Below are 19,201 nucleotides of genomic sequence, written 5' to 3'. Positions count from 1 at the left end.
GTCGGCTGTGAGCACAAAAGCAAACGCCCCGAACAAGTCGGGGCGTTTGCTGGAGCCGCCATCAGCGTGTTTTCACACAGTCTGACTTGGCCGGGTTTGTTGTTTTTGCGGTTGGCTTACTTCGCCACAGAACCCGCCGCGTGCAACGCCTGCTGCGCACCACGCTTGTTTTTGATCACGTAGCAGCCCCACATGAACACAACCCACACCGGAATCGCGTAGACCGAGATCTGGATGCCCGGGATCAGCAGCATCACACCAAGGATGAACGCTACGAACGCCAGGCAAATGTAGTTGCCATACGGATACCACAGGGCCTTGAACAGCGGCGTCTGTTTGGTCTTGTTCATGTGCTGGCGGAACTTGAAGTGCGAGAAGCTGATCATCGCCCAGTTGATCACCAGGGTCGCCACTACCAGCGACATCAGCAACTCCAGCGCGTGTTGCGGGATCAGATAGTTGAGCAGCACCGCCACCAGCGTCACCGCCGCCGAAGCGAGGATCGAACGCACTGGCACGCCACGCTTGTCGATCTTCGCCAGACCTTTCGGCGCGTCGCCCTGCTCGGCCATGCCCAGCAACATGCGGCTGTTGCAGTAGGTGCCGCTGTTGTACACCGACAGTGCCGCAGTCAGCACGACGAAGTTGAGGATATGCGCTGCGGTGTTGCTGCCAAGCATCGAGAACACTTGCACGAACGGGCTGCCGCTATAGGAATCGCCGGACGCATTGAGGGTTTCCAGCAGGCTGTCCCACGGGGTCAACGACAGCAGGATAACCAGGGCGCCGATGTAGAAAATCAGGATCCGGTAGATCACCTGGTTGATCGCTTTCGGGATCACGGTTTTCGGTTTGTCGGCTTCGGCTGCGGTGAAACCGAGCATTTCCAGACCGCCGAAGGAGAACATGATGATCGCCATGGCCATCACCAGACCGCTGACACCGTTGGGGAAGAAGCCGCCGTGAGCCCAGAGGTTGCTGACCGAAGCTTGCGGGCCACCATGGCCGCTGACCAATAGGTAGCTACCCAGCGCGATCATGCCGACGATTGCCACGACCTTGATGATCGCGAACCAGAATTCGGCTTCACCGAAGACTTTGACGTTGGCCAGGTTGATCGCATTGATCAGCACGAAGAATGCTGCAGCGGAAACCCAGGTCGGGATATCCGGCGCCCAGTAATGAATGTATTTGCCGACGGCGGTCAGCTCGGACATGCCCACCAGAATGTACAGAATCCAGCAGTTCCAGCCCGACAGAAAGCCGGCGAAGCCGCCCCAGTACTTGTGCGCAAAATGACTGAAGGAACCGGCCACCGGCTCTTCGACAATCATTTCGCCGAGCTGGCGCATGATCATGAAGGCGATGAAGCCGCAGATGGCGTAGCCGAGGATCATCGACGGACCAGCGGATTTCAGCACCCCGGCCGAGCCGAGGAACAATCCGGTACCGATCGCGCCACCGAGGGCGATCAGTTGAATATGGCGATTTTTCAGGCCGCGTTTCAGCTCGCCTGATTGCGAGGGTTGTCCACTCATGAAAAAGGTCTCACGCAAGGTTTGATGATGTTCAGTAGACGTTGCTGCAAGGTTGCGATTTCAAGCAGCCCCGATCAAACCCCAGCGCAGGCACCAGGAGTTCAGCTTTTTTACAACGGTCATGCGTCACCTGTTTGTTTTTATCTGTGACGAAATCGAACCCGACACGCTTGTGGCGCGGCGGAGTGAACAAGGCGGGTAGCCTTGAGATTTGCGCGATTACGCAGAGGGTCACAGTTAAAACGCGGCGCATTGTACACCGCTAACCCCCTGCTGCCAGACTCCGCTGGATCAGCGTGTCGGTTGCCGGGATTGCGTGTGTCCGCCTCGAGACGCTCGAGCGGCTGCAAAAATTGAGTCAGACCTTTGCAGGTCATCGACGGGGACGAGGGGAAAACCGTCCCACTGTGAGAGGTGGAGATCAGTCACGGCGTTCATTGCGCCTCCTTTTTGTTATGCACCTGCACGACAGGCATGGGGCGCATCTCACCCTTCCAGCGCAGCTGAAACAAGCGTGCCAGAGCCTTGCACAACACCCAGCTGGGCGAGCTCCGGCAGTTTTTCCTTACAGCTTCGGCGCACGTTGTTGTTCATTGGGTTTTCGCGTGGTTTTCGTAAATATTTATTTACGAGGCGTAACGTGAAATTTCCATTTCAGAATTTCCTGTCAGACGTCTGCACGTTGACGGTGGTTTGCGCTGGATGACAATCCGCTGGCTGATGGGCGTTTTGTTTCCAAGCGAGCGGAAACACTTTTGCCAGACGAAAAAAAACGCCAACCCTGCGGTTGGCGTTTTTCATTCAGTCACTGAATCCGATCACTCAGGCTTCTTGCGACCGAACCCCGGACGCTGGCCAGAACCGGCCGGTGCGCCACGGCGATTGCCCGACGGCTTGTCACCGTCAACAAGCTTGATGCCCGGACGCTTAGGCGCCGGTTTGGCCGGACGCTTGTTGGTGGTGTCAGCAGGACGATCCGCTACCGGTGTACCGCGACCGGCAGGTGCACGGCCTTCGCCACGCTCGGTACGGCCGCGTGGAGCGCGCTCGCCATCCGGACGCGCGGCAGGCTTGCGACCCGGGCGCTCACCTTCGATCTGCGGCTCGCGGCCTGGACGTGGGCCGGTCGGCGCGCCAGCGGCTGGACGCAGAGTGCGCACGCGCTCGGTCTTGGCCATCGGCCGCGACGATTTGCGCTGCATGCGCTCAAGCTTGTCTTTGCTCTTGGCGTTCAGTTGTGGCATCGCTACCGGCGTCAGACCGACTTCAGCACTGAGGATGTCGACTTCGTACTGGCTCATTTCGCGCCAGCGCCCCATCGGCAGGTCGGAGTTGAGGAACACCGGGCCGAAACGCACGCGCTTCAGACGGCTGACAACGAGACCTTGCGACTCCCACAGACGACGAACCTCACGGTTACGACCTTCCATGACCACGCAGTGATACCAGTGGTTGAAACCTTCGCCGCCCGGAGCCTGCTTGATGTCGGTGAACTTGGCCGGGCCGTCTTCCAGCACGACGCCAGCCTTCAGACGCTCGATCATTTCGTCATCGACTTCACCGCGTACACGCACGGCGTATTCACGGTCCATCTCGTAGGACGGGTGCATCAGGCGGTTGGCCAGTTCACCGTCGGTGGTGAACATCAACAGACCGGTGGTGTTGATGTCGAGGCGACCGATGTTGATCCAGCGTCCTTCTTTCGGACGTGGCAGCTTGTCGAACACGGTCGGACGGCCTTCCGGGTCGTCACGGGTGCAGATCTCGCCATCGGGTTTGTTGTACATGATCACGCGGCGTACCGATTCGGCAGCTTCTTCACGCTTGATCACCTTGCCATCAATGGAGATGGCGTCGTGCATGTCGACGCGCAGGCCGAGGGTGGCGTCTTTGCCATTGACCTTGATCCGGCCCTGGCTGATCCAGGCTTCTACGTCGCGGCGTGAGCCGACGCCGATACGGGCGAGGACTTTCTGCAGTTTTTCGCCTGCTGGGCCGATTTCCTGGTCGTCTTTCTGAATGATGTCGCTCATCTGGGCACCTCCCGGTGTGGTCTGTTCAGGCGGCGCCTGAAGCATTGAAAACTGTTTGCTTTGCCGAAGGGATCGACGAAGGGTCGCGAATCATACGCGGATGTGGGCCATCGCGCATCAGAGACTAGCTGATCGATCGACAGTTATTTCTTTTTCCGCCGACCGGCGCCGCCAAGCTTGATCAGGCGCAGCGCAGCTTCGGCCAGCACGATGCGCTTGTCATCCTTGTCGAGTTTCTTCCAGGCTTTGATTTCGCGCTTGCTGCGCCCGCAGCCGAGGCAAATGTCATCGGTGAATTTGCAGAGGCTGATGCAGGGGTCTTTAGTCGAGCTCATGGGGTCTCACTTGAAGATCAAAAGATCGCAGCCTTCGGCGAGCCTCAGTCCTCGAACTCGCGGCGTTCGGCTTCGATCGCTTCGGCCAGCGCGCGGGCTTCGGCTTCTTCTTCGCTCAGTTCGGGTTCTGGTGCGGACTGCTCCAGGGCAGCAACGGCAGCCAAGAGTTTTTCCCGGGCCTCGGCAACACCAAGAATGTCCTCTTCAGGTTCGGCTTCAGGCTCGGTCTCAGGTTCAATCTCAATGACTGGCTCGACAATTTCAACCTCAGGCTCGGTCGGCAGCACGTCGCCATCGGCACCATCACGCAGCAAATCGTCGAAGTCGGTCTTGATCCCCTCCTCCATGCTGTCCAGCTCCAGCAGCAAGGTGTGGAAACTGGTTTCCTCCTTCTCCTCTTCCGGCTCGGCGCTGGCGTCGGCCAGTTCCTGCAAACTCTGCGGCACCGGGGCATCGTCGAAATCCAGCACCGGGTCGGCTTCCATCTCGCGCAACTCGGCCAGCGGCGGCAGGTCTTCAAGGTTCTTCAGGTTGAAGTGATCGAGAAACGCCTTGGTGGTGGCGAACATCGCCGGTTTGCCCGGCACGTCGCGGTAACCGACGATGCGGATCCACTCGCGCTCGATCAGGGTTTTGACGATGTTGCTGTTGACCGCCACACCACGAACGTCTTCGATCTCGCCTCGGGTGATCGGCTGGCGATAGGCAATCAGCGCGATGGTTTCCAGCAAGGCACGGGAATAACGCTGCGGGCGTTCTTCCCAGAGGCGGCCAACCCACGGCGAAAACTTCTCGCGAATCTGCAGGCGATAGCCGGACGAGACTTCCTTCAGCTCGAACGCGCGCCCATCACAGGACTTGGCCAACAATGCCAGGGCTTTCTTGAAGACCGGCGGTTCTGGCCGCTCGCCCTCTTCGAACAGTTCGTAGAGGCGCTCAAGGGATTGCGGTTTTCCCGAGGCCAACAGAAAGGCTTCAAGCAGGGACGCCAGCTCGCGGGGTTCAGTCAGGTTCATGTTTCGACTCGTTATTCGGCTCGGGCTCGCACGTGGATCGCGGCGAACGGCTCATTCTGCACCAGCTCGACCAAGGATTCCTTGACCAGTTCAAGGATCGCCATAAAGGTCACTACCACACCGAGGCGACCTTCTTCGGCAGTGAACAGCTCGACGAACGGCACAAAACCGCCGCCCTTGAGCCGTTCCAGCACATCGCTCATGCGCTCGCGGGTCGACAGGGCCTCGCGACTGACCTGATGGCTTTCAAACATGTCGCCACGGCGCAGCACTTCGGCCATGCACATCAGGATTTCTTCCAGCGCCACATCGGGCAACAACTTGCGCGCCCGGGCTTCCGGGGCGTCGAGCTTGGGCACCACGACGTCGCGGCCAACCCGGCTCAAGCCATCAATGCCTTCAGCGGCCGCCTTGAAGCGTTCGTACTCCTGCAAGCGGCGGATCAGTTCGGCGCGCGGGTCGTCTTCTTCGTCTTCGACGGTTTCGGCCCGTGGCAGCAGCATGCGCGACTTGATCTCGGCCAGCATCGCGGCCATCACCAGATACTCGGCGGCCAGTTCAAGACGCACCGACTGCATCAACTCGACATAACCCATGTACTGGCGGGTGATTTCCGCCACCGGGATGTCGAGGATGTTGATGTTCTGTTTGCGGATCAGGTACAGCAGCAGGTCGAGCGGGCCTTCGAAGGCTTCAAGGAAGACCTCGAGTGCATCCGGAGGAATGTAAAGGTCCAGCGGCATTTCCATGACCGCCTGGCCATAGACCATGGCAAACGGCAGTTCCTGCTGGGCGCCGGCCTGCGGATCGACAACGGTTTCTACTGCGGACATTCAGGCCTCGACCATGAACGGGGAAGGATCGCCGCAACCGACGCGGATCACTTCCGGATCGTCGCCGGTCAGGTCGATCACGGTGGAGGCCTTGATGCCGCCAAAACCGCCGTCGATGATCAAGTCCACTTGGTGTTCGAGCAACTGGCGCATTTCGTACGGATCGCTCAGTGGATCTTCGTCGCCGGGCATGATCAGGGTCACGCTCATCAGCGGCTCGCCGAGCTCGGCCAACAGCGCCAACGCAATCGGGTGGCTCGGCACACGCAGGCCGATGGTGCGCTTCTTCGGATGCAGGAGCAGCCGTGGCACTTCACGGGTGGCATTGAGAATGAAGGTGTACGGCCCTGGCAGGTGAGCCTTGAGAATGCGGAAGGTGCCGGTGTCGATCTTGGCGTAGTTACCCAGTTGCGACAGATCGCTGCAGATCAGCGCGAAGTTGTGTTTCTCATCGAGCTGACGCAGCCGCCGCACGCGCTCAATGGCCGTCTTGTCGCCAATCTGGCAACCAATGGCGTAGGAAGAGTCCGTGGGATAAATCACCACCCCGCCCTTGCGGATGATCTCGACTGCCTGTTTGATCAGGCGCGCTTGCGGGTTTTCCGGATGAATCTGGAAAAATTGACTCACATTCTCTACCTGTTCAGACGGCGGCAATAACTGTGTCATGTTTGAACCGACACCACAGGGGTGGAAGGTCCTCGGGAACCGGCCGGTATTGGCCGATCTCGGACCAGCCTCCAGGGCCATGAAAATCACTGCCGGCGCTGACCAGCAGACCGAACTCACGGGCAAGGATTGCCAGGCTGCCCACCTGTTCCGCAGGCTGATGGCCATTGACCACTTCGATCGCATGCCCGCCCGCTTGAATATAGTCGGCAATCAGCTTTCGGCGCTTGCTGCGGGTGAAATCGTAGTGCCATGGATGCGCCAGACTGACCCAGGCCCCGGCGGCGCGCAGAGTACCGACAGTGTCTTCCAGAGTCGGCCAGTGCAGTTTGACGTCGCCCAGCTTGCCGGCGCCAAGCCATTTGCGGAATGCCTCGGCGCGATCCTTTACATAACCTTCACGCACCATCCAGTCGGCGAAATGCGGACGGGCCGGCGCGTTGCCGCTGTCACCCAGTGCTTGCTGGATCTGTCGTGCGCCGTCGAGGGCGCCGGGCATGCCCTTGAGGGCGAGCTTGCGGCTTATTTCTTCCGACCGCAGCCAGCGGCCATCGTGCAACTTGGCGATGGCCTCGACCAGCGGCGCGGCGTTGACGTCGAAACCGTAGCCCAACACATGGATGGTCGCGCCGCCCCAGGTGCAGGAGAGTTCGACGCCATTGACCAGTTGCATCCCCAACTCAGTCGCGGCCATGCGCGCTTCGGCGAGGCCTTCGAGGGTGTCATGGTCGGTCAATGCCAAGACTCGCACGCCGTTCTCGAACGCACGCGCAACCAGAACCGCAGGCGCCAGGCCGCCATCGGAGGCCGTGCTGTGGCAGTGCAAATCAACATTCACGGGGAGTTGTAACCTCAAATCAGCCGGCGCTATCGCGCGCCCATATGTTTGTTATTATGCCGCCACATCCAGCTTCTGGCTCTCACTGTGAAACAATTCATCGATTTCATCCCGCTTCTGCTGTTTTTCATCGTTTACAAACTTGATCCACGGGTCGTCGACATTGCGGGCCATGAAGTCACTGTAGGCGGTATTTACAGCGCCACTGCGATGCTGATCATCAGCTCTCTGGCGGTGTACGGCGCGCTTTTCATCAAACAGCGCAAGCTGGAAAAGAGCCAATGGCTGACCCTGATCGCCTGCCTCGTGTTCGGCAGCCTGACCCTGGCCTTCCACAGCGAGACGTTCCTGAAATGGAAAGCCCCGGTGGTCAACTGGTTGTTCGCTGTCGCCTTCATCGGCAGCCACTTCATCGGTGACCGCCTGCTGATCAAGCGCATCATGGGCCATGCACTGACCCTGCCGGATCCAGTCTGGACGCGCCTGAACATCGCCTGGATCGCCTTTTTCCTGTTCTGCGGGGCCGCCAACCTGTTCGTCGCCTTCAGCTTCCAGAGGCTCTGGGTGGACTTCCAGGTGTTCGGCAGCCTGGGCATGACCGTGCTGTTCCTGGTGGCTCAGGGCATTTATCTGTCCCGTCACCTGCACGACACCGATACCACAACACCAAAAACCGAGGACTGACATGCTCTACGCAATCATTGCCACCGACGTTGCCAACTCGCTCGAAGCTCGCCTGGCCGCGCGCCCTGCGCACCTGGAACGCCTGCAAGTGCTCAAGGGCGAAGGCCGCATCGTATTGGCCGGCCCGCACCCGGCCGTCGACAGCAATGATCCGGGTGCAGCGGGTTTCACCGGCAGCCTGATCGTCGCCGAATTCGATTCCCTTAGCGCCGCGCAAGCCTGGGCCGATGCCGATCCGTACATCGCTGCCGGGGTCTACGCCACTGTGATCGTGAAGCCGTTCAAGCAAGTCCTGCCGTAACTTTCCCCCGCAAATCCTCCACGCGATGAACCTTGTCGGTTCATCGCGTTCTCAATCGCTCATTATTCTTGTTTGCCTGCCGACAACCTGCCCAATATCCATTTGGAAACAGGTGTCGCGATGCGCAAGGGTCCGTTGTGTCTGATGTTGGTCACGTTGTCGATCATGGCGCCCGCCCATGGTGAGGAAGCCACCGAAGGCGGCAGCTCTACGCCATTGTCATTGAGTGCCGGCAGCCAGATCACCGAGTTGCAACAGCGTCTCAAGGCCAGCGAGCAGCAGCGCGAAGAATTGAACAAACAACTGCAAAATGCCGACAACACCCGCGAGAGCGCCCAGCTCGCCCGGTTGCGCCAAGAGAACCAGCGCCTCAAGCTGCAACTCAAGGAAGCCCAGGCCAGCACGCTGCCGCGCCTGCTGACCGATCAGCAGCAGTGGTTCGTCACCGGCGCCGGGGTAGCGCTATTGGCGCTGCTCTGCGGTATCTTTGCCAGTGGTGCAAGCCGAAAACGTCGGCAATGGCTAAATTGAGTGAGTCATGAGCGAGCTGTTACTTATTGATGATGACGTGGAGCTGTGTGAGCTCCTGAGCAGTTGGTTGAGCCAGGAAGGCTTCCAGGTGCGCGCCTGCCACGACGGTCAGAGCGCCCGCAAGGCCTTGGCCGAAACCGCTCCGGCGGCAGTGGTGCTGGACGTGATGCTGCCCGATGGCAGTGGTCTGGAACTGCTCAAGCAATTGCGTAACGATCACGCCGATCTGCCGGTGCTGATGCTCTCCGCCCGTGGCGAGCCGCTGGACCGCATTCTCGGCCTGGAACTGGGTGCCGACGATTACCTGGCCAAACCCTGCGACCCGCGTGAACTGACTGCCCGCTTGCGCGCCGTGTTGCGCCGCAGCCATCCGGCCGCCGTGTCGACGCAGTTGGAACTGGGTGACCTGAGTTTCAGCCCGGTGCGCGGCGTGGTCAGCATCGACGAGAAAGAACTGACCCTTACCGTTTCCGAAAGCCGCTTGCTCGAAGCGTTGCTCAAACAGCCCGGCGAGCCGCTGGACAAACAGGAACTGGCGCAACTTGCCCTCGGCCGCAAGTTGACCCTGTACGACCGCAGCCTCGACATGCACGTCAGCAACCTGCGCAAAAAGATCGGCCCACACCCCGACGGCCGCCCGCGGATCGTGGCTCTGCGCAGCCGCGGTTACTACTACAGCCTCTGACGCTGTGTCATTTTTGTCAGGTCAGCGCCGTATCGTCTTTACCCAAGCTTTACGTAGCGCTGACCGCCGCTGACCTTGATCTCCGTAATCTGAACTCATCCGGAACGTACCGGGAACGAGACAAGGAGATACACCATGCGCAAGACTCTTATCGCTCTGATGTTCGCTGCCGCTCTGCCAACCGTCGCCATGGCCATGCCGCAAGATGGCGGCCCGATGGGTGGCCCACTCGAAGGCCCACGCCACGGCGGTCAGATGCACGGCATGCACGGCAAAGGCCCGTACAGCCAACTCGACCTGTCCCGCGAACAACGCGAGCAGATCCGCAAGATCATGGGCGAGCAGATGCACGAGCGTAAGCAAGTGGTCGACAAGTACCTGGAAAAACTCTCGCCAGCTGACCAGAAAGCCATGAAGGACGAGATGGCGGCCAACCACAAAAAAGCCGAGTCTGATGTCCGCGCCGTGTTGAAACCGGATCAACAGAAGAAATTCGACGAGATGCAGAAGAAACAGGCCGAACGTCGCGCAGAATGGGCCGAGTTCAAGGCCTGGAAAGCGCAACAGCCGCAAAAGGCGCAATAATGTTCTGACTTCAGGCCCAACGGCTTAAACCGTTGGGCCTGCTTACATTCGACCCTGTAGGAGCTGCCGCAGGCTGCGATCTTTTAGCTGTGGGACGCAGAACGTCCCCGGCTGCATTCCCACGCAAAGCGTGGGAACGATCAGATCGCAGCCTGCGGCAGCTCCTACAGGGGTTTTGTGTCTGATTGAGGATTTTCTGTGCGTTCATTGTTCTGGCGTATTCTCGCGAGCTTCTGGCTGGCTATCGCTCTGGTGGCAGGGCTCTCCATTCTGCTGGGGCACATGCTCAATCAGGACGCGTGGATCCTCAGTCGTCACCCGGGCCTCAACACTCTGGCCGCCGAGTGGACGCAGACCTACGAAGCCCAAGGCGAAGAAGCCGCTCAGAACATCCTCGAGCAACGCAAACGCCAGTACCACATCGACGTTCAGGTCCTCAACGAGACCGGCGACCCAGTGGTGCGCGGCACCTTTCCCCGCCGCGCGGCAGCCTTCGAAGCCCGCCAGAACAACGATGACCGCCGCCTGCCATGGCGGCGTCTGACCGATGAATTCACCAGTGATAAAACCGGCGACACCTACCTGTTCATCTACCGCATCCCGCACCCGGAACTCGACGCCTGGCACCGCGAAAGCCTGCTCTGGCCGTTAAGTGCGCTGGGTATCGCGCTGGTGGTGCTAACCCTGTTCAGCCTGCTGGTGACGTTCTCCATCACCCGCCCGCTCAGCCGATTACGCGGCGCGGTGCATGATCTGGGGCAGACGACTTATCAGCAAAATAGCCTGGCGAAACTGGCCAACCGCCGCGACGAATTCGGCGTGCTGGCAACCGACTTCAACCGCATGGGCGCGCGCCTGCAAAGTCTGATCGGCAGTCAGCGTCAATTACTGCGAGACGTGTCTCACGAACTGCGTTCACCGCTGGCACGGCTGCGCATTGCACTGGCACTGGCGGAACGGGCAAACCCTGAAGAACGGGAAAAGCTCTGGCCCCGCCTGACCCGCGAATGCGACCGGCTCGAAGCGTTGATCAGTGAAATTCTGGTGTTGGCGCGGGTCGATGCCGACAACGCCAGCGCTGAAGAAGTGGACTTGAACGCACTGCTCAGCCTTCTGCAAAAGGACGCGCAACTCGGCTCGCCAGAGCAGACCGTGCACCTGGACGTCGAGCCGCAACTGAATTTCAAGGGTTGGCCGACCATGATCGAGCGCGCTGTCGATAACCTGCTGCGCAATGCCCAGCGTTTCAATCCGGAGGGCCAGCCGATTGAAATGAAGGCCTCACGTCAGGGCGAACGCATCGTGGTGAGCGTGCGTGACCATGGGCCGGGGGTGCAGGCCGAGCATTTGAATCAGTTAGGCGAGCCGTTCTATCGGGCGCCGGGGCAGACCGCAGCGGGGCATGGTCTTGGATTGGCGATTGCCAAGCGTGCGGCGGAGCGCCATGGCGGGAGTCTGGTGTTGGCGAATCATTCTGAGGGCGGGTTTATTGCCAGTCTGGAGTTGCCGTTGGTGCCGGGTGCTGTAGTGCAGCCCTAAGAGCCACCCTCACCCCAGCCCTCTCCCGGAGGGAGAGGGGGCCGACCGAAGGGTCTTGCGTCATACATCGACCTGAAAAACCGTGTCGATTATGGTTACACCAAGCGCTAAACCGAGTCGATTCCGGATTCACCAAAAATCGCTCAGGTCGGCGTATCTCTGGAGTATCCCCCAATCAGTCCCCTCTCCCCCCGGGAGAGGGTTAGGGTGAGGGGCTTTTGATCTTCAGGCTTTACCCGGCCAAGCGCTGACAAACTCCGCCAGATCAACCTTCTCGGCCACACGCGGTTCTTTCTGCGGCGTGCCGAGGTACAGGAAGGCAATCACTTCTTCACCTTCCGCCAGCCCCAGGCCTTTGGCCACATGCGCCGAATAAGCCAGATCACCGGTACGCCAAACAGCACCAATCCCCTGCGCATACGCTGCCAGCAAAATCCCGTGTGCCGCACAGCCCGCCGCCAGCAATTGCTCAGCCTTCGGGTACTTGACGTGTTCCTGCAACTTCGCGATCACCACAACTACCAACGGCGCCCGCAGTGGGCCGTTGCGGGCTTTGTCGATCATTGCTTCAGTGACTTCGCCTTCCTGCTTCTGCGCAGCCTCGGCCAGCAACTCGCCCATCTGCTCACGCGCCGCGCCTTCGACAGTCAGGAAGCGATACGGCTGCAAATGCCCGTGATCCGGTGCACGCAGCGCCGCGCCAAACAAGGCTTCGCGCTGCTCGGCAGTCGGGGCCGGTTCGACCAGTCGGGGAACGGAAACACGGTTGAGCAAAGCGTCGAGAGCCTGCATCGGCCACCTCCTGAGAAAAATGTGCGGCTATTCTAGCTGTATCTGTCAAAGGGATGCCGGTTTACATGCCCTGCCCCACAGGTAGAATGGCGCCCTTCCCACATCAGCCCGAGCGGACTTCATGGCGTTGCCGACCTTACGGATCATTGGTTTCATCATCGGCATCTTCCTGATCACCCTGGCGATTGCCATGGTCGTGCCCATGGCCACCCTGGTGATTTTCGATCGCACCGGCGATCTGCCGTCGTTCCTCTGGGCAAGCATGATCACCTTCGTCGCCGGCCTCGCGCTGGTGATTCCCGGTCGCCCGGAACACATTCATCTGCGCCCGCGCGACATGTACCTGCTGACCGTCAGCAGTTGGCTGGTGGTATGTATCTTCGCGGCGCTGCCGTTTCTGCTGACCCAGCACATCAGCTACACCGACTCGTTTTTCGAAAGCATGTCCGGCATCACCGCCACCGGTTCGACCGTGCTCACGGGCCTGGACAACATGTCCCCCGGCATCTTGATGTGGCGCTCGTTGCTGCACTGGATCGGCGGCATCGGCTTTATCGGCATGGCGGTGGCGATTCTGCCGCTGTTGCGCATCGGTGGCATGCGCCTGTTCCAGACCGAATCGTCAGACCGCTCGGAAAAGGTCATGCCGCGCTCGCACATGGTGGCGCGGCTGATCGTGGCGGCGTATGTCGGCATCACCATCCTTGGCAGCCTGGCGTTCTGGTGGGCCGGGATGAGCCTGTTCGACGCGATCAATCATGCGATGTCGGCGATTTCCACCGGCGGGTTCTCGACATCCGACCAGTCGCTGGCCAAGTGGACGCAACCGGCGGTGCACTGGGTGGCGGTGGTGGTCATGATTCTCGGCAGCTTGCCGTTTACCCTCTACGTAGCCACGTTGCGGGGCAACCGCAAGGCGCTGATCAAGGATCAACAGGTGCAGGGTTTGCTCGGCATGTTGCTGGTGACCTGGCTGGTGCTCGGCACCTGGTATTGGTGGACGACCAATCTGCATTGGCTCGAAGCTTTGCGCCATGTGGCGCTGAACGTGACGTCGGTGCTGACCACCACCGGTTTTGCCCTCGGTGACTACAGCCTGTGGGGCAACTTCTCGCTGATGCTGTTTTTCTATCTGGGTTTTGTGGGTGGTTGCTCGGGCTCGACTGCCGGCGGGATCAAGATCTTCCGTTTCCAGGTCGCCTACATCCTCCTCAAGGCCAACCTTAACCAGTTGATCCACCCGCGCGCGGTAATCAAGCAGAAGTACAACGGTCACCGCCTCGACGAAGAGATCGTGCGCTCGATTCTGACCTTCTCGTTCTTCTTCGCCATCACCATCTGCGTGATCGCCCTGCTGCTGTCACTGTTGGGCGTGGACTGGATGACCGCGCTGACCGGCGCCGCCAGTACCGTATCCGGCGTAGGCCCGGGGTTGGGCGAAACCATTGGCCCGGCGGGCAACTTCGCGACGCTGCCGGATGCTGCCAAGTGGATCCTGTCGTTCGGCATGCTGCTCGGCCGACTGGAGATCATCACGGTGTTTGTGCTGTGTATTCCGGCCTTTTGGCGTCACTGATCGCATTCGGCGCCTGTAACAACCGCGCCCGGTAATCGCCGGGCGTGGTGTCGAACCAGCGCCGGAACGCGCGAAAGAAATTGCTCGGATCGGCAAAACCCAACAGATAGGCGATTTCCAGCAGGGTCATGCTCGGTTGCGCCAGGTACTGCTCGGCCAGTTCGCGGCGGGTGTCATCGAGCAATTGCTGAAAACTCGTGCCCTCCTCCTGCAACCGGCGCTGCAGCGTGCGCTGCGACAAGTGCAAGGTCTGCGCGACGGTATCGCGCTTGGGCTCACCCTGCGGCAGCAAACGGCAGAGCACCTGGCGGGCCTTGTGGGTCACGCGACTTTCGGAAAACCGCGCCAGGTATTCCCCGGCAAACCGGTCATGCAGCAGCGCCATCGCCTCGTTGGCGGTGGGCAGCGGCGCTTCCATGTCGGCGCGCTCGAAAATCAACGCGTCGTAAGGTGCGTTAAACGTCAGCGGTGCATGGAAAGCCTGTTTGTAAGGTTGCAGATTTTGCGGTTCATCGCCCTGCACCAGCACTTTGACCGGGTGCAGCGTGCGCCCGCTCAGCCAGCCACACAGGGCCAACGCACACGCCAGCGAGGCTTCGGCGCTTTGCCGGGTCGGCGGCAGGTGGTCGCCATGCACCGTCAGAATCAGCGCATAACCTTCTTCCAGCAGGCGAAAACTCAGGTCGGCACTCTCGGCAATGATCCGCTGATAGCGCACCAGTCGCTGAAAGCCTTCGGCCAACGTGTTGCTGGACATCAGCGCATAACCGGCGACATGAAACGACGCCGGTCGCACCACTTTGCCCATGTTCAGGCCGATCGCCGGGTTGCCGGACAGCTCGACCGCCCGTTGCCAGAGTCGGGTCATGGAATCTTGCGGGAAGCGCGCATCCGGATCATCCAGGGCGGCGTAATCAAGCCCCAACTGCTTGAACAGAACCCGGCAATCCAGGCCGTCCATCTCCAATGCTTTGACAATCCCCATCGCCCAGCTTGCAGAAGTCGTTCGTTCGCTCATGGTGTTTTTCTTTTACATGAGGGGCCGCATGCTGCGGCCTGATTTGCGAAGGATACTAAAGTGGCGCCGATAGTCACTGGCCCACGCCAATGATCACTCTAGACTCAAATAAGCTACCCGCAGAACAACTCGTCGCCAGAACAACAACCACAGAGAACGCGGTCGTGGAAAACATCAAGCATTTCAACAGCTTCGCTGAGTTCTACCCGTATTACCTCAGCGAACACAGCAATAGCACCTGTCGTCGCCTGCATTTCATCGGCACGACACTGGTGATTTTTATTCTCGCGCTGACCATCGCCAAGGGTGCCTGGCTGCTGTTGCTGGCCTTGCCGCTGGCCGGTTACAGCTTCGCCTGGGTCGGGCATTTCTTCTTTGAAAAGAATCGACCGGCGACTTTTCAGCATCCGCTGTACAGCTTGCTCGGCGATTTCGCCATGTACCGCGACATGATTCTGGGTCGCGTGGCCTTCTGAAAACCGACATTGAGGATGGCCCATGAACGCCAATGCCCGCTTCACCCACATGAAGGACGGTACGCAGGAAGACTGGGCGATCATCGCCGCAGACTTCAGTGCCTACGCCAAACAGCTGCCATCACGGATCATGACCCACCTGAAATTGCTTGAAGGTGATTTCGGCGGTTTCCCGGTGGATCGCCTGACCCACTCGCTGCAAACCGCGACCCGCGCGTATCGTGACGGGCGTGACGAGGAATACGTGGTGTGCGCGTTGTTGCATGACATCGGCGACACCCTCGGTTCTTACAACCATCCGGACATTGCCGCGGCGATTCTCAAGCCGTTCGTCAGTGCCGAAAACCTTTGGATGGTGGAAAAGCACGGGATCTTCCAGGGCTATTACTTCTTCCATCACCTGGGCATGGATCGGCACCTGCGCGAGCAGTTCAAGGAGCACCCGCAGTTTCAGGCGACCGCCGAATTCTGCGCAAAATACGACGCGGCGGCGTTCGACCCGGCGTATGACACTCTGCCGCTGAGCTTTTTCCAGCCGATGATGCAGCGGTTGTTTGCCCAGCCGAAGCACTCGATTTACAAGGCGGCGATGGAAGAACACGCCTGAAGATCAAAAGCTCGCAGCCTTCGGCAGCGCCTACATGAGGCCATGTGCAGGAGCTGCCGAAGGCTGCGAGCTTTTGCTTTTAAGCGATCTCTGCCACTTTGGCAGTCTTGAGTTCAGCCTCACGCGCCTGCGCATCCGCCAACCGATAAAGCTCGATCGTGCCGTCCCAGTGTTCGATCAACGCCGTACACGACTCCACCCAATCGCCACAATTGAGGTAATCCACCTCGCCGACCTTACGGATCTCGGCATGGTGAATGTGCCCGCACACCACGCCATGCAATTCACGCTTCACACACTCATGGGCGATCGCTTCTTCAAAATCGCTGATAAAGCTCACGGCGGTCTTCACTTTGTGTTTGAGATAGGCCGAAAGGGACCAGTAACCGTAGCCATACCGCGCGCGCCAATGGTTGAGCCAGCGATTGAGCGTCAGCGTAAATTCGTAGGCCGAGTCGCCGAGAAACGCCAGCCAGCGGTGGTATCGAGTGATCACATCAAACTGGTCACCGTGAATCACCAGCAGATGCCGGCCATCCGCCGTGACATGCACAGCCTCATCGACCAACTGAATGTTGCCCAGAATCAGCTTCGAATAACGACGCAGGAATTCATCGTGGTTGCCGGTGACGTAGATAACCTCGGTGCCGCGCTTGCTCATGGTCAGCAAGCGGCGGATCACATTGGTATGCGCCTGAGGCCAGTACATGCCGCCACGCAGTTTCCAGCCGTCGATGATGTCGCCGACCAGATAGATCTTGTCGGCGTGATAGCCCTTGAGAAATTGCGACAAGTGTTCGGCCTGGCAATCCCGAGTGCCCAGATGCACGTCGGAGATCCACAAGGTGCGCACCCGTTGTTTGCGGCTGGGTTTGGCGAGCTCGGCGCTGGTCATGGGCAACCCTCTGCGATGTTTTCGCCACAGTGCGCCCGTCCGGTTAATCGACCATGACAGTCACGAGTCAGTCCTGTGACAGCGCATTCCGGGGGCGCTGGTGTAGACTGGCGATCACTTCGGAGACGATCTGCCATGCGACCGATCCTTACCTTGCGTCAGTACACCCGCGATCTGATCGTCCACAGCCACGAGCACGCCCAACTGGTGTTCGGCCTGTCCGGCGCGCTGGATTTCGAGGTGGAAGGTTGTGGCAGTCAGGTGCGTCAGCAGAGCTTCGTGGTGGTCCCCTCCGGCGCCCATCACGCCTGCGGCAGTCCACAGGGGAGTCGTTGTCTGGTGCTGGATATTCCCGATGGGCAATGGGTCGCGGATTCACTCGGTGACCATGCCGACGCCAGCCGCCGCTTGCTCGACAACCCTGCGCGCCTGTCGCTGGATTCCGGGCAAAGCCAGTTGGTCAACTGGCTGGCGAACAGTCCGGTCACCGATCCAGTGATTGCGCAGCAAGGTGCAGTGCTGTTGTTGGCCAGTCTGAATCACGCCAAACCTGCCGAAGTCTGCACTCGGCGCCTGCCCTACGCGGCGCTGGATGCGCACATTGAGCAAAACGCTGCATACCCGCTGCAAGTCGCCGATCTGGCGCAAGTGGCCGGGTTGTCTACGGCGCGCCTGCACGCACGGTTTGTCGCTGAATGCGGGCAGACACCGATGGACTACATTCGCAGTCGGCGGCTGCACAAGGCCATGGGCCTGCTGCGCGAGACTGTGCTGCCCATCGGTGAAATCGCCAGTCGCGTTGGCTACAGCTCGCAAAGCGCTTTCTCGGCCGCTGTCCTGCGTGAGTTTGGTTCATCGCCCGGCCAGCTACGACGCGATTCCTGCAACAAAACCCGATAGTCCGCCGACAGACATATACGTCGTTACACGGTTCAATGTGTAGGAGCTGCCGCAGACGATTGATCGTTCCCACGCTCCTGCGTGGGAACGATCAATCAAAAAAACCTTGTCTGGATTAAGGATTGCAATGACCCCGCGTACCGCCCTCGGCGCCCTGCATATCGGCGCTCTGATGTTCGGCCTGACCGGCGTGTTCGGCAAACTCGCCGCAGCATCGCCGGCCGTGATCGTCTTCGGACGTGCCGCTTTCGCCGTACTTGCCCTGGCGTTTTTCGCCCGTTTCGCCAGCCAGAGCGGCTGGCAAAAACTGCAAGCCGTGGACTGGCGGCGCCTGGCGCTGAGCGGCGTACTGTTGGCCGGACATTGGGTGAGCTTTTTCATTGCGGTGAAGGTTGCCGGCGTGGCGATCGCGACGTTGGGCTTCGCCAGTTTCCCGGCCTTCACGGTGATTCTCGAAGGGCTGATCTTCCGTGAGCGCATCCGCGCCAATGAAATTGTGCTGGTGGTGCTGGTGAGCGTCGGTCTGGTGCTGGTGACCCCGGCGTTCGATCTGGCCAGCGGCTCTACCGTCGGTTTGCTCTGGGCGGTGTTATCCGGGCTGTTGTTTTCCCTACTGTCGCTGACCAACCGCGCCAGCTCCGGACGCATCCCGGCGGTGCAGGCGGCGTTGTGTCAAAACGTGGTGGTGGCGTTGTGTCTGCTGCCGGTCGCGGCGCCGCAACTGAGCGAAGTGCGCGCACTGGACTGGTTGTGGATCGCCCTGCTCGGGGTGTTCTGCACCGGCGTCGCCCACAGCCTGTTCGTCGCCAGCCTGGCGGTGATCAAGGCGCGCACCGCCGCAGTGGTGTTCGCCATGGAGCCCGTCTACGGCATCACCATCGCCTGGCTTCTGTTCAATGAGAACCCGACGTTACGCATGCTTCTCGGCGGCGCATTGATCATCGTCGCCATCGTGGTGTCGGCGCGCATGTCCGGCCATGCCGACAAAAAAACCGTCGCCGCCGAGGCAACCTCTCACTGAGTACGATCGTTGTGGCCGAGGTCGCGGTCAGGATCGATCTGATCGCGCACTCGCTGCTTGAGCACCTTGGCTTCGGGAAAACCACCATCGGCCTTGCGCTCCCAGATCTGCACGTCATCGCAAGTGATGTGAAACACCCCGCCGGTGCCCGGCACCAGTGACACTTTGCCCAGATCATCGCCGAAGGTGCTGAGCAGTTCCTGCGCCAGCCACGCGGCGCGCAGCAGCCACTGGCATTGGGTGCAATAAGTGATGACAACTTCTGCTTTTGCGACGGTCATGTTCGTGGAAACTCCTGAGACAGAGGGCGCCGCTATAATAGCCGGCTT

General features: G+C 60.1%; 22 protein-coding genes. 11 read left to right on the top strand and 11 right to left on the bottom strand.

The window, feature by feature from the left end; genetic code table 11:
• Positions 1-116 precede the first annotated feature (116 nt).
• The 7 genes from ACIOVB_RS15265 to ACIOVB_RS15235 form a co-directional block, all read right to left on the bottom strand.
• On the bottom strand, positions 117-1,538 hold the full coding sequence (locus tag ACIOVB_RS15265) for an amino acid permease (protein WP_401268972.1): 1,422 nt from the start codon (positions 1,536-1,538) through the stop codon (positions 117-119).
• 818 nt (positions 1,539-2,356) lie between these two features.
• Positions 2,357-3,571 carry a 23S rRNA pseudouridine(2605) synthase RluB gene (rluB, locus tag ACIOVB_RS15260; RefSeq protein WP_401268969.1) on the bottom strand — a complete coding sequence of 405 codons (1,215 nt, stop codon included), beginning with the start codon at positions 3,569-3,571 and terminating at the stop codon, positions 2,357-2,359.
• Positions 3,572-3,714: 143 nt separating this feature from the next.
• A complete protein-coding gene (locus ACIOVB_RS15255; RefSeq protein ID WP_187677335.1) occupies positions 3,715-3,906 on the bottom strand; it encodes a DUF1289 domain-containing protein in 192 nt (63 codons plus the stop codon).
• Positions 3,907-3,950: 44 nt separating this feature from the next.
• Positions 3,951-4,922, bottom strand: coding sequence for an SMC-Scp complex subunit ScpB (gene scpB, locus ACIOVB_RS15250; RefSeq protein ID WP_401268967.1), 972 nt, complete (start codon positions 4,920-4,922; stop codon positions 3,951-3,953).
• An 11-nt stretch (positions 4,923-4,933) separates the two neighbouring features.
• The gene (locus ACIOVB_RS15245) at positions 4,934-5,755 is read right to left on the bottom strand and encodes a ScpA family protein (protein WP_103305317.1); all 822 of its coding nucleotides are present in this window, start codon (positions 5,753-5,755) and stop codon (positions 4,934-4,936) included.
• Positions 5,756-6,385, bottom strand: coding sequence for an L-threonylcarbamoyladenylate synthase (locus ACIOVB_RS15240; RefSeq protein WP_401268964.1), 630 nt, complete (start codon positions 6,383-6,385; stop codon positions 5,756-5,758).
• A gap of 13 nt (positions 6,386-6,398) precedes the next feature.
• The gene (locus tag ACIOVB_RS15235; RefSeq protein ID WP_401268962.1) at positions 6,399-7,262 is read right to left on the bottom strand and encodes a PHP domain-containing protein; all 864 of its coding nucleotides are present in this window, start codon (positions 7,260-7,262) and stop codon (positions 6,399-6,401) included.
• 87 nt (positions 7,263-7,349) lie between these two features.
• Between ACIOVB_RS15235 and ACIOVB_RS15230 the strand changes: the two genes are divergently transcribed.
• The 6 genes from ACIOVB_RS15230 (at position 7,350) to ACIOVB_RS15205 (ending at position 11,587) form a co-directional block, all read left to right on the top strand.
• The gene (locus tag ACIOVB_RS15230) at positions 7,350-7,946 is read left to right on the top strand and encodes a septation protein A (protein ID WP_401268961.1); all 597 of its coding nucleotides are present in this window, start codon (positions 7,350-7,352) and stop codon (positions 7,944-7,946) included.
• Position 7,947: 1 nt separating this feature from the next.
• A complete protein-coding gene (locus tag ACIOVB_RS15225) occupies positions 7,948-8,247 on the top strand; it encodes a YciI family protein (protein ID WP_187677330.1) in 300 nt (99 codons plus the stop codon).
• Positions 8,248-8,367: 120 nt separating this feature from the next.
• A complete protein-coding gene (locus ACIOVB_RS15220) occupies positions 8,368-8,778 on the top strand; it encodes a translation initiation factor 2 (RefSeq protein WP_187677329.1) in 411 nt (136 codons plus the stop codon).
• A 7-nt stretch (positions 8,779-8,785) separates the two neighbouring features.
• Positions 8,786-9,463 (top strand): response regulator transcription factor, encoded by a 678-nt coding sequence (locus ACIOVB_RS15215; RefSeq protein ID WP_187677328.1) that lies wholly within the window; start codon positions 8,786-8,788, stop codon positions 9,461-9,463.
• Positions 9,464-9,598: 135 nt separating this feature from the next.
• The gene (locus tag ACIOVB_RS15210; RefSeq protein WP_401268959.1) at positions 9,599-10,048 is read left to right on the top strand and encodes a Spy/CpxP family protein refolding chaperone; all 450 of its coding nucleotides are present in this window, start codon (positions 9,599-9,601) and stop codon (positions 10,046-10,048) included.
• 198 nt (positions 10,049-10,246) lie between these two features.
• Positions 10,247-11,587, top strand: coding sequence for a sensor histidine kinase (locus ACIOVB_RS15205; protein ID WP_401268956.1), 1,341 nt, complete (start codon positions 10,247-10,249; stop codon positions 11,585-11,587).
• A gap of 225 nt (positions 11,588-11,812) precedes the next feature.
• Here ACIOVB_RS15205 and ACIOVB_RS15200 read toward each other — a convergent pair whose 3' ends face one another.
• Positions 11,813-12,379 carry a nitroreductase family protein gene (locus ACIOVB_RS15200; protein ID WP_187677325.1) on the bottom strand — a complete coding sequence of 189 codons (567 nt, stop codon included), beginning with the start codon at positions 12,377-12,379 and terminating at the stop codon, positions 11,813-11,815.
• A 121-nt stretch (positions 12,380-12,500) separates the two neighbouring features.
• Between ACIOVB_RS15200 and ACIOVB_RS15195 the strand changes: the two genes are divergently transcribed.
• Positions 12,501-13,955 carry a TrkH family potassium uptake protein gene (locus ACIOVB_RS15195; RefSeq protein ID WP_187677324.1) on the top strand — a complete coding sequence of 485 codons (1,455 nt, stop codon included), beginning with the start codon at positions 12,501-12,503 and terminating at the stop codon, positions 13,953-13,955.
• Here the strand turns inward: ACIOVB_RS15195 and ACIOVB_RS15190 are convergent.
• Positions 13,912-14,973 carry an AraC family transcriptional regulator gene (locus tag ACIOVB_RS15190; RefSeq protein WP_401268954.1) on the bottom strand — a complete coding sequence of 354 codons (1,062 nt, stop codon included), beginning with the start codon at positions 14,971-14,973 and terminating at the stop codon, positions 13,912-13,914. The two genes, ACIOVB_RS15195 and ACIOVB_RS15190, sit on opposite strands and share 44 nt — an antisense overlap.
• Before the next feature lie 164 nt (positions 14,974-15,137).
• Between ACIOVB_RS15190 and ACIOVB_RS15185 the strand changes: the two genes are divergently transcribed.
• Together ACIOVB_RS15185 and ACIOVB_RS15180 are read left to right on the top strand one after the other, a co-directional pair.
• Positions 15,138-15,449 (top strand): DUF962 domain-containing protein, encoded by a 312-nt coding sequence (locus ACIOVB_RS15185; RefSeq protein WP_187677323.1) that lies wholly within the window; start codon positions 15,138-15,140, stop codon positions 15,447-15,449.
• A 22-nt stretch (positions 15,450-15,471) separates the two neighbouring features.
• The gene (locus tag ACIOVB_RS15180; RefSeq protein WP_401268951.1) at positions 15,472-16,056 is read left to right on the top strand and encodes an HD domain-containing protein; all 585 of its coding nucleotides are present in this window, start codon (positions 15,472-15,474) and stop codon (positions 16,054-16,056) included.
• A 79-nt stretch (positions 16,057-16,135) separates the two neighbouring features.
• On the opposite strand, the gene ACIOVB_RS15175 is transcribed toward ACIOVB_RS15180, so the two are convergent.
• Complete coding sequence (locus ACIOVB_RS15175; RefSeq protein ID WP_187677321.1) at positions 16,136-16,951, bottom strand: UDP-2,3-diacylglucosamine diphosphatase; 816 nt, start codon at positions 16,949-16,951, stop codon at positions 16,136-16,138.
• Positions 16,952-17,086: 135 nt separating this feature from the next.
• On the opposite strand from ACIOVB_RS15175, the gene ACIOVB_RS15170 reads away from it, so the two are divergent.
• Both ACIOVB_RS15170 and ACIOVB_RS15165 read left to right on the top strand, forming a co-directional pair.
• Complete coding sequence (locus ACIOVB_RS15170) at positions 17,087-17,851, top strand: AraC family transcriptional regulator (protein ID WP_401268948.1); 765 nt, start codon at positions 17,087-17,089, stop codon at positions 17,849-17,851.
• A gap of 127 nt (positions 17,852-17,978) precedes the next feature.
• Positions 17,979-18,872 (top strand): DMT family transporter, encoded by an 894-nt coding sequence (locus ACIOVB_RS15165; RefSeq protein ID WP_187677319.1) that lies wholly within the window; start codon positions 17,979-17,981, stop codon positions 18,870-18,872.
• Here the strand turns inward: ACIOVB_RS15165 and ACIOVB_RS15160 are convergent.
• Positions 18,866-19,153, bottom strand: coding sequence for a SelT/SelW/SelH family protein (locus ACIOVB_RS15160; protein ID WP_095187805.1), 288 nt, complete (start codon positions 19,151-19,153; stop codon positions 18,866-18,868). The genes ACIOVB_RS15165 and ACIOVB_RS15160 overlap by 7 nt on opposite strands.
• Positions 19,154-19,201: the final 48 nt, after the last annotated feature.

The organism is Pseudomonas sp. NPDC087639 (assembly GCF_044743385.1).
GTDB lineage: Bacteria > Pseudomonadota > Gammaproteobacteria > Pseudomonadales > Pseudomonadaceae > Aquipseudomonas.
This window is presented reverse-complemented; position numbering and strand designations above follow the sequence as displayed.